We start from the raw sequence: 9,215 nt of genomic DNA on the forward strand, positions 1-9,215 counted from the left end.
ACTCCGAGACGCTTTGGCGCTGGACGGCTGCCTCCCTCAAGATCCGCTCGTAGAGATCCGTGCCGAGGTAGGCCTGCACGTGGTAGGGGCGCTGGGTCCTGGCGCTCATCCGTTCCCCTCTGGTTCGTCCGCGGCCGTGCCAGCTTCAGCTGCCCGATCGAGGGTCGCCACATGGAGGTCATTCGACGCCTCTGACTGTTTCGCGATTCCACTTCCGTCTCCCGAGCCTCCAGGGGATGCCGACGGGGGAGGCGCCTCCCTACCCATTTCGGACTCCAAATCGGGTTGCTTCGCTGCTTCCCCGGCAGCCCCACTTGCCGAGGGGACCCACAGGTCCGGCTGCGGCCCCGGCAGCCGATCCGACTGCAGAGGTGCCGGGATGCGGGCACACTCAGCCAGCGCGGGATCGCGGAAGTACCGGAACTTCGTCCCCAGAATCGGCTGCGCACCCGCCACGAAGATGAGGCTCGTGTCGTCGGGAAGCCGCATGGCTTCGTCGGGGGCCAGGAGGGGTCGCTGCGATTCCTGTTCCGACGCCATGACGTGCATCAGCACCGGGTTGAGGCGGTTGCCGGTGTAGGTTCGGGTCTCCTTGTGGACGGTCATGGCGCCGGCCATGTCCGAGAGCAGGCGCGCTGTCTCGATCTTGTTGGGGGCATAGGCGACGCGGATCGGACAGTTCGAGACGATGCTCTCGTCGCGGCCGTAGGCGGCATAGAGCTGCGAGAGGTCCTGCGCGATCAGGTAGGCCTTGATTCCATAGCCGGCCAGGTACGCGAGCTGGGTCTGGAAGAAGTCGAGCCTTCCGAGGCTCGGAAACTCGTCGAGCATGAGAAGAAGGCGATGCCGATAGCTCGGCGCTGGAACTCCATTGCGGAATTCCATTCGCTCGGTCAGGCGTCTTCCGATCTGGTTGATCAGCAGCCGAAGTAGCGGCCGAGTTCGACTCAGGTCCGACGGCGGCACGGTCAGGTACAAGCTTACCGGTCGCTCCTGGTGCATCAGATCGCTGATGCAGAAGTCGGAGCAGGCTGTGTTCGCGGCGACCAGGTCGTCGTGGTAGAGGGTCAGGAACTTCGTGGCGGATGAGAGGACGCTGGAGCGCTCGTTGTCCGACTTGTTGAGAAGCGACCGCGCCGCTCGTGCGACTGCAGGATGAGTGGCCGTTCGCTTCCCGTCCTTCGGATCGACCCAGCCACGCTCGAGGGATGGATCGTGCCTCGTCGAGAGCATCTCGTTGAGCACTTCGTCGACGGCGCGGTGCGGATCGGTGAGCAGGTCCAGGCAGCCGCGGAGGCTCTTGTCCGGCCCCGCATAGAGCACGTGGAGGATCGCACCACTGAGTACCTCCTGGGCCGTCAGGTCCCAGTGGTCCTTCGCACCGTCTCCGTCAGGATCCACCAGGAGGTCGGCGATGTTCTGGACGTCGCGGATTTCATGGGGCCCCCGACGGACCTCGAGGAGCGGGTTGTACCGGGCGGCGGATCCATCCTCGCAGGTCGGGTCGAAGCGGAGACATTTGCTGCCGAGTTGGTGCTGGCGCCAACCAGCCGTGAGCGCCCAGTTCTCTCCCTTGATGTCATTCACGAGCACGGAGTGCGGCCAGGAGAGGAGAGTGGGGATGACCCATCCGACGCCCTTTCCCGACCGCGAAGGTGCGAACCCGAGGACGTGCTCCGGGCCGTCGTGGCGAAGTGGCTCCAGCTTGCCGCGGCGCTGGATGGCGCCCACGTAGACGCCCGCGTCGACGACAAGCCCGGTCGATGCGATGTCGCCTGCGTCGGCCCAGCGTGCCGAGCCGTGGCTATCGGTATGGCCGCCGATCTTGCGGGCTCGGTGCACTGCGAGCGCAATGCCCACCACGAAGACGAAGTGTGCCGGGACGCCGATCAGCCAGTGCCCCGTCTGCCATACCGCCTCCGTTCCGGGGACGTGGCCAAAGCGAAGCTCCCAGCGGAAGAAATCCCAGGGCGCATACAGGGGGCCGAGCCAACTCGCTCCGGCCAGGACGGCTGCGAGCAGGCAGCCAAGCGACCAGGACCGCGTCCGTGGGAAGGCGAGGGCGGCGATCGCTGCTCCAATGGCGACGATTGCCAGGGCCCCGAACCACAGCTGTTCGGTTTGGCCGGGCGCGAAGAGCGGCGTGCCGAGGCCGGTCTGGAAACCAAGCTTCCAAGCTGCCCACTGGGTCACCGTCCAGAGGAGCAATACGAGAGAGCCCACGATCGCGAAAGTGGAGCCGACGAAGATGCCGGCGGCCGTGTTTCGTTCGCCGCTCGTGGGAAGGCGGTAGAGGGTCTTGGGTTGCATGTCCGGCTTCCAGCTGCGGAAGACCGGTCATCGCGGGGGATCTTCAGTATGGCACTTCAGGGCCGGCCGGCACGAGCTGCAGGTACTCGTTCGTTCTCGAACTCACCGGCCCCGGTCGTGCTGGCGGTTGTGCTCGAGATCGTCCAGAACCCACCGAACGCGGCGCTGCTCGCGCTCCTCCTCGGCGGCCTGAAGAGCCCGGGCGCGAACGTCGTGTCCAAGTTCGGCGCTCTCCTCGGTGCGAATTGCGGTCAGCTCTCGGCCGGTGTCGAGCACGGCGTGCCGGTTCCCCTCCGTGTCTTCGCCATAGCCAACCAGTTGCCCGCGGTGGACGCGGCCAGCAACTGGCTCTGCCATGCGTAGGGGCTTGCCGTGCCTGTTCTTCAGTTCCTCCAAGGCGAGCGGCGTGCGCTCGCGCTGCGTCATCCTGGCTTCCACCATCTGTTCGGCTCCTCGTACGGCCTCGAAGGCCTCGTGATCCTGCCCTTTTCCGATGCCACGGATCATTCCCGCGCGCTCCAGAAGCGGGACCCGAGCGCGGACGGCTTCCCACCAGCGCCGCGCGAATCCCTGGCGTTCCTGCGGGCCAGGGGGGCTGCCGGTCTGCCGGATGGTGGTGATCGCATCGAGGTCCAGCGGGGTGGATGCCGAGTCGACTTGTCGGAGGCTCCGGAGCGTGCCGTGCTCGCGGATCCCGACTTCCGCGGAGCCTGGCTCACCCCAGGCGCGAACCGTCACGACCTGGCCCGGTCTTAGGTGACCCAGGCCGCGCAGGTTCTGAATCGATGGAGACTGGGGGATCGCGTGACGTTTTCCATCCGCGCCTTCGACGATCAGGAAGGGCTGGTCCTTCGCCTCGTCGAACGCCGCACCGGCAACGCGGCCTCGGAACTGTGTTCCGGGTTCCAGGCTCGTCAGAGCGACCGGCGAATGCCGGTCCGAAATTCCAATTCCGGCACTCGCAAGACTCTTCTGGATGTCCCCGGATACCTGGATCTGTCGGAGCCCGGCTTCGAGCCGATCGGAAATCCGCCACGACCGGTCATCCACACGTTCGGCAAGGCCCAGGTCGTCGAGGTACGCGAATCTCCGCAGGTCCTGGAGGCGGCGCTCCTGCGCTGCCGGATGCACCGGCACAGGGCCAGAGAAATCGACGACTCCGTCGCTTCGTGCCTGTCGCCGCAGCGATCGATCGATCTCCGTGACACGGGGAGCGTGCACGGCCCGCTCGCGCGCCTGCCGACGATCCAGATCGAGACGAGGGCCGAGAGACCGGGTCAAGAGCTCCTGGCTTCGGCCGCGGATTCCGTGTCGGACGTAGTCTCTCGGTAGCTGCAGCCATCGGCCGCGTTCGTCTACCCCGCGGATCGTGATGTGGACGTGGGGGTGGTCGGTGTCGTGGTGGTCGATGGCCGTCCACTCGAGCTTGGTTCCCAGGTCTTCTTCCATCTGTGCAACGAGCGACCGGGTGTGAGCCTGGAGGTCGACCCGGTCGCCGGCTTCCGGGGAGACGACCATCTTCCAGAGCCTTCGGTCGCCGGCTTTCTGCCAGCCGTCGAAGCGGTCCGGTAGGTAGACGTTGTTGCTCTCTGCGTCGAAGCCAACACCCCGGTCGTCATCACTCTGAGCCCCAGCGCGGCTCAGATAGTGGCCGTGCGCACGCCAGCGGCCCGGTTTCCCCGTCGGTGTGAATGAGACCTTCACCAGGCTGCGTTGCTGGCTGCTGCCCCGGGCGAACGAGGAGACACGCGATCCCCGCATGCCCGCCCTCTGGCGCCTGCCGCCTGAGAGGCTGCTGGAGACGCGGCGCAGCGAAGCAGCGCCGCCCACTTCGCGCCGGATGGTCGAAGGTCTGAGGCGGGCGGACGGCGGGGCTTCACGGTTCGCTACCTCACCAGGCGGCGAAGTGGGCACGGACGGTTCCCGCCTGCTCTGCTGCTCGCGGTGATGAGCGTTCTCGGGCGCCTTGTTCGAATCGGTTCGAACTCGTCCCGGGCGCTGCCGACGCGCGGTCACCGGTGCTCCGGGTTGATGGCCAGCAGCGGGCGCACGCTGGCCACGAGGCTCTCGATCGGGATTGGACCGAAGTAACGGCTGTCCCAGCTTCTGGCGGTGTTGACCCCCTGGACCCAGACTTGGCCGGGAGGCAAGACACGAGCTCCGAACGGGGCGTGCGCAAGAGGCCGACCCGAGCTGTCAAACTCTTGGATTGGCGCCTGGAGGAGCACTGCTCCATTGACCGCCAGGAAGGACTCATCGAGCGCGATCGTGTCCCCAGGCAGCCCGACCAGCCGCTTGAGAGCAGGGCTGCTGCGGCCATGGCACTCGCCTGCCGGGAGGTAACCCCGCCGCCGGCCGAGCGTCTCGACACTGGGCGGAAGGCAGAGAAGCACCAGCTCGCCGCGAGCGAGCTTGAGGGGGCGCTCAAGGTAGAAGCCGGTCGGTGCCGACGCAGTCCAGTTGAATCGCACGCCCGCCAGGTGCGCTTTGGCCGTGACCAGAAGACCAAAGGCAGCCAATCCGAGGGGCCAAAGGCGGCGCGCAGGGGTCGGGTTCCGGTTCCTCACTCTTCGGCCCATCGACGCGTGGCTACTTCAACAACTGTGCCAAATCGATATCATCGTGGTCGCATGGCTCGAAGCTGAAGAGCCGGAGGGCTCGCCGTCTCAGGGTGTCGCGCAGGCGGGTCGGATGGAGCGGCTGCCTTCTAAGCAGCGGGTCGCAGGTTCGAGTCCTGCCCGGGGCGCCAGTCAACCGCTTGGACTTCCTCCCTTTTTTGGACTTGGCGACACCTCCTGGTGTCGCGCTGTTTTCGGCCAGCGCCGTATAGCGCCGTCTGGCGCCGTCGCTGATCGCGTCTGCGAAGCCAGTGGACTCCGTCGGCAGGAAGTGGCCGTAGAGGTCGAGCAGCAGCTTTGCGCTCGCCCAGCCGCCCATGTTCTGGATCCACTTGATGGGCGTGCCCTTCGCGAGGTGCAGTGTTGCGAAGGTGTGCCGGAGCCCGTGGGGGGTGAGACGACGGTCTTCACCGAGCACGTCCTTCACGAGCGGCCTAAAGACGCGTGTTCGGAAGTTGTGCGGGTCGATGAAGGTCCCGCCTCGGCTCGGGAACACCAAGGCTTCGGGGTCGATGGCGCGTGGAGATCCGGCGAGGAGATCTCGGACGCGACGCGACAGCTCGACCGTTCGCTCGCGCCCGGTCTTGGTGTCGGTGAGTTCCTTGCCATCGGAGAAGCTCCGTAGGATCCCCGCCGTGCCGCGCTTCAGGTCGACATCGAGCCAGCGGAGGGCGGAGGCCTCGCCGATGCGGACTCCGGTGTCGGCCAGGAAGACGACGAACGGATAGAAGCGCGGCTGTGTTGCGTGCGCGGCATCGAGAAGCGCTCGAAGCTCGGCTGAAGTGAGCACGTTCTCGCGGCCAACGGGCTTCACTCCCCCACTCCGTCGCCGGCCTCTGACCCGCTTCCAGCGGACGACCGGGTTCGAGTCGAGAAGCTCCTGCGCCTCGGCGTAGGAGAGGATCTGACTGAGCGTATTCAGGGTCATCTCGATCGTGCGGACGCTGATGGGTGGCTGGTGCTCGAGGCAGCGGTCGTAGAGCGCCTGGACGTCGGCCACGCGAACCGCTCGAAGGTCCTTGCTGCCAAGGGCCGGCAGGATGCGGCGTTCGAGGTGGTACTCGTGGAGCTTCGCTGTCTTCGGTGCCACCGCGCCGTCGAGCCCCCTCCGGCGAGGTAGGTTGATCTCCCTCTCGAGCCAGCTGGCGGAGAGCTCGGCGACTGTCATCCGCTCGGGCCCTGCGGGTCGGACTCCAGGGTGAAGCCCGAGCGTCAGAGCGGCGTCGATCTTCCGGGCCAGATCTCGGGCGGCGCGCTGGTCGGTCTTGCTGGGACCGAAGCGCTTCTGGCTTCGCTGGCCTTCGTGGTGGGTCACAACCCACCAGGCTCCGCGCATCCAGCGGACCTTCGCCGCCATCAACTCGCCCTCGCTCCGTGGGGGAAGATCGGATCGAAGCACATGTGCCCCGCGGGATCACCTCTTCGCTGGGTGGTGGGCATCATCGCCGCCGGACCCCCGAAATCGCGCCAAGGACGGTGTCTAGAGCTTCGTTCTCGGAGGCCACCCCAGTGGCTGCCTGCGCCTCCAACCACGCCTCCAGCGCCCGCTTCGGGAACAGAATGACCCCGCCGAGCCTCACTCGCGGGAGCTCGCTCTGAATCTCCCGGAACTTCCGCTCGCTCATGCCGAGTGCGCGGGCCGCCTCCTTGGGCCGAAGGGCCAGGCGGTCATCGAGATTGAGCGGCTCACGAGCAGGCATCGCATCATCCGGCTTACGCCCTGCGCAAGTGCCCGTCAATGCGAAGGAATCAAGAATATCCGCGTGTGCGCGGTAGAACCAACGGAATTCCTAGGGAAGATTCTCCGGCGTATTCGCTCTGCACACGCTGAATTCAGCGACCCGCGGTCCAGCTGTACTCCCTCTAGCTGGCTTTGTGGCAAGCTAAGAGGCACCCTCACCGGAGGGCGTTTCGTTCATGCAACCAACCACTACGATTGGAACGACCCCCTGCAATGAGCGACATTGGTTCGCTGATGGAGCAATCCAACTCGGAGCTCGCCGACCGCATTGTCTCGAGCGAGCCGTGGATCTCCAGTAGGCTGGGCCTGACCTTCGGAACGTGGTCGCGTGGGCTCCTGTCCGGATGTGGCTTCCCTCGAAGGAGTCGGCTCCATGTGGTCGGGAGCGCAGCCACCGGCGTCAGCATGCATCCCGAAAAGGCCGGCAGGGCGTTTCGAGAGTTCGGGGGCCCCGGGCGGGCGTCGGACCTAGATCTTGCGCTTGTCGATGCCCGGCTCTTCGAGTCGGCCTGGAACGATTTGGTCGGGCACGACCGCCAGGGCGATCGCATCGACATACGCACGCGGGGGAACGTCTACTGGGGACGCATCGAGCAGAAGTCAATTCCCGCTCGCACGGAGGCGTCAAGGGACCTCCGGCAGCTCGTCAATGCCATCCGGCGTTCCAAGGAGTTTCGCGGGTACCCCGTCTCAATCCGGCTGTACCGGCGCCAGATCGATCTCCGCGAGTACCTCGTCTGGAGCATCAGCGCGCTGAGGAGGGAGTTCTAATGAACCCGTCTGCCACCAATCACCCCATCTCATGGGTCAAGAAATACCATGACGACAAGGCATTGGACCTTTCGCCGGTCTTTCAGCGCAAGGCGGTCTGGAGCGACTCCCAAGCCTCCTATCTGATCGATTCGATCCTGAACGACCTCCCCGTTCCCGAGATCTTCGTTAGGACTGCCACTTCCGCGGTTGGCGAGACCGTCCTCGAGGTGGTAGACGGGCAGCAGCGGCTTCGTTCGATCATCCGCTTCTACTCGAACGATCTCGAGCTCCTTGGTGACGACGTGACTCCACGGTGGGCCGGCACCACCTGGGACGATCTCTCCCCGGACCAGAAGAAGGCTTTCTTTGCATTCAAGCTGATTGTTCGTGAACTCGAAGGCGCAACTGACGCCGAAGTTCGCGACATGTTCCGCAGGCTCAACGCGAGCCAGTCCAGCCTCAATGATCAGGAGCTCCGTCACTCCCAGTTCCAGGGCGAATTCATTTCGCTGGTCGAGGCCCTTGCCGACGACGACTGGTGGGTGGAGCACAAGGTCGTCACGCCTTCTCAGATCAGGCGGATGGCGGACGTGGAGTTCATCTCCGAGCTACTTGTCTCGATGATGTCCGGCCCACTTGACAAGAAACAGGGGCTTGAGGAGTTCTACGTTGACTACGACGACGACTTCCCGGACCGTGATCATTGGCGCGACCAGTTCCTGAAGACCCGCCGACTATCACTCCGCCTAGCGGGTGATGAGCTGAGGGGGTGGCGAAGCAAGACGGAGTTCTACTCCCTGTTCTTGGCTAGCGCCTGGCTGCGTACCGACGACCAGGTTCCCTCCTCCAAGAGGATGCCTGCAGCCATCAAGCGCCTGAAGACGTTCCGTGAAAAGGTCAACAAGGCGAAGAGAAAGGACAACACGGAGACCTTCGAGCCCGCAGTGCACGAATACGCGGAAGCGGCTGTCCGGGCATCGACAGATCTGGCTCGGCGGCGACTGAGGAGCCAGGTGATTCAAGAGGTCGTGACGGGTAAGCTGAAGGTCTGAGTGAAGGAAAAGCTACTGACTCGGGTCACGAGGAAATGGCACGGGTCGCTTGACGGTCTGATCCCTGAGCGGCGTGCCATTCGTCAAAACTGGGCAGAGATGCCTGTGACGCGAGCTGCGATTGGATCGCCAGTCGGACCAGCGTATCGCGGCCGCCGATCGGTTCGCCCGAATACCTCTCGCGAACTAGCAACTCCGCCCTCCGACGGAGTGAACCAAGTTGCGTTGGAGAAGCTTGCTCCACTAGATCCTTGATCCGTTCTTCCCGCCACTCTTGGTAGCGCTCCCGAAGGCGCGCCTCTTTCTCTCGAGCACGCGCTGCGTTGTTGCTGCTCTGGCGATGGTTCGCTCGACGCCACTCCGCTATCGCATCGTCTACGTAGCTGATGATCGCTCCGAAGTGGCGCATCCGAAACCCAGTCCTTCGCGCATCCTGAATTGCGAACTCTAGGATGAACCGGCACTTTCGGGGCCCGTGGGTGGCTAGGATGTGTGCCGCGGCCCGAAGCTCTTTCTTGGTCGGCTCCCTTGTTTCTCGCCCGAACTGCTCGTGGAACCGCTTGACCAAATCCGCAGGGCGGTTCTCCCGCTCCGATTCACACCCCTGTCTGTTCTCAATATTCATCCGTGTCGTCTGACGGCCTGATCGCGGATGTGGAATCGGGTCATCAGGCGGCTTCGCACCAGCGATATCGGTGGTGGAGACCACCGACACGCGGCAATCCGATGACCTTGGAGCCC

7 protein-coding genes, 1 tRNA gene and 1 pseudogene are annotated in these 9,215 nt (G+C 64.9%); 4 read left to right on the forward strand and 5 right to left on the reverse strand.

Translation table 11 applies throughout. The features are described from left to right. Positions 1–105: 105 nt before the first annotated feature. Both GY937_15855 and GY937_15860 read right to left on the reverse strand, forming a co-directional pair. Positions 106–2,310: a type IV secretory system conjugative DNA transfer family protein gene (locus GY937_15855; protein MCP5058181.1), complete on the reverse strand. Its 2,205-nt coding sequence runs from the start codon at positions 2,308–2,310 to the stop codon at positions 106–108. A gap of 102 nt (positions 2,311–2,412) precedes the next feature. Continuing rightward, a complete protein-coding gene (locus tag GY937_15860) occupies positions 2,413–4,071 on the reverse strand; it encodes a relaxase/mobilization nuclease domain-containing protein (protein MCP5058182.1) in 1,659 nt (552 codons plus the stop codon). Here GY937_15860 and GY937_15865 point away from each other — a divergent pair. Then, positions 4,070–4,258 (forward strand): hypothetical protein, encoded by a 189-nt coding sequence (locus GY937_15865; GenBank protein ID MCP5058183.1) that lies wholly within the window; start codon positions 4,070–4,072, stop codon positions 4,256–4,258. The genes GY937_15860 and GY937_15865 overlap by 2 nt on opposite strands. A 64-nt stretch (positions 4,259–4,322) precedes the next feature. On the opposite strand, the gene traF is transcribed toward GY937_15865, so the two are convergent. After that, the gene (gene traF / locus GY937_15870; protein MCP5058184.1) at positions 4,323–4,889 is read right to left on the reverse strand and encodes a conjugative transfer signal peptidase TraF; all 567 of its coding nucleotides are present in this window, start codon (positions 4,887–4,889) and stop codon (positions 4,323–4,325) included. Between the two features lie 94 nt (positions 4,890–4,983). Here traF and GY937_15875 point away from each other — a divergent pair. Further along, positions 4,984–5,059 (forward strand) — tRNA-Arg (locus GY937_15875). Between the two features lie 140 nt (positions 5,060–5,199). Here GY937_15875 and GY937_15880 read toward each other — a convergent pair. Together GY937_15880 and GY937_15885 are read right to left on the reverse strand one after the other, a co-directional pair. After that, positions 5,200–6,285: pseudogene (locus tag GY937_15880) on the reverse strand (site-specific integrase). Positions 6,286–6,367: 82 nt separating this feature from the next. After that, positions 6,368–6,628 (reverse strand): helix-turn-helix domain-containing protein, encoded by a 261-nt coding sequence (locus GY937_15885; protein MCP5058185.1) that lies wholly within the window; start codon positions 6,626–6,628, stop codon positions 6,368–6,370. 254 nt (positions 6,629–6,882) lie between these two features. Between GY937_15885 and GY937_15890 the strand changes: the two genes are divergently transcribed. Together GY937_15890 and GY937_15895 are read left to right on the forward strand one after the other, a co-directional pair. Beyond that, positions 6,883–7,440, forward strand: coding sequence for a hypothetical protein (locus GY937_15890; protein MCP5058186.1), 558 nt, complete (start codon positions 6,883–6,885; stop codon positions 7,438–7,440). Continuing rightward, positions 7,440–8,474, forward strand: a complete 1,035-nt coding sequence (locus GY937_15895; GenBank protein MCP5058187.1) for a DUF262 domain-containing protein — start codon at positions 7,440–7,442, stop codon at positions 8,472–8,474. Before GY937_15890 ends, GY937_15895 begins: the two co-directional genes overlap by 1 nt. The last annotated feature ends 741 nt before the right edge of the window (positions 8,475–9,215 follow it).

The sequence above is a fragment of the bacterium genome (genome assembly GCA_024228115.1).
In the GTDB taxonomy this organism is placed as follows: Bacteria; Myxococcota_A; UBA9160; order UBA9160; family UBA6930.

Coding starts and splice junctions, on each gene's coding strand:
- GY937_15855 (MCP5058181.1), bottom strand. CDS start 2,310: ATGCAACCCAAGACCCTCTACCGCCTTCCCACGAGCGGCGAACGAAAC.
- GY937_15865 (MCP5058183.1), top strand. CDS start 4,070: ATGCCCGCCCTCTGGCGCCTGCCGCCTGAGAGGCTGCTGGAGACGCGG.
- GY937_15860 (MCP5058182.1), bottom strand. CDS start 4,071: ATGCGGGGATCGCGTGTCTCCTCGTTCGCCCGGGGCAGCAGCCAGCAA.
- traF (MCP5058184.1), bottom strand. CDS start 4,889: ATGGGCCGAAGAGTGAGGAACCGGAACCCGACCCCTGCGCGCCGCCTT.
- GY937_15885 (MCP5058185.1), bottom strand. CDS start 6,628: ATGCCTGCTCGTGAGCCGCTCAATCTCGATGACCGCCTGGCCCTTCGG.
- GY937_15890 (MCP5058186.1), top strand. CDS start 6,883: ATGAGCGACATTGGTTCGCTGATGGAGCAATCCAACTCGGAGCTCGCC.
- GY937_15895 (MCP5058187.1), top strand. CDS start 7,440: ATGAACCCGTCTGCCACCAATCACCCCATCTCATGGGTCAAGAAATAC.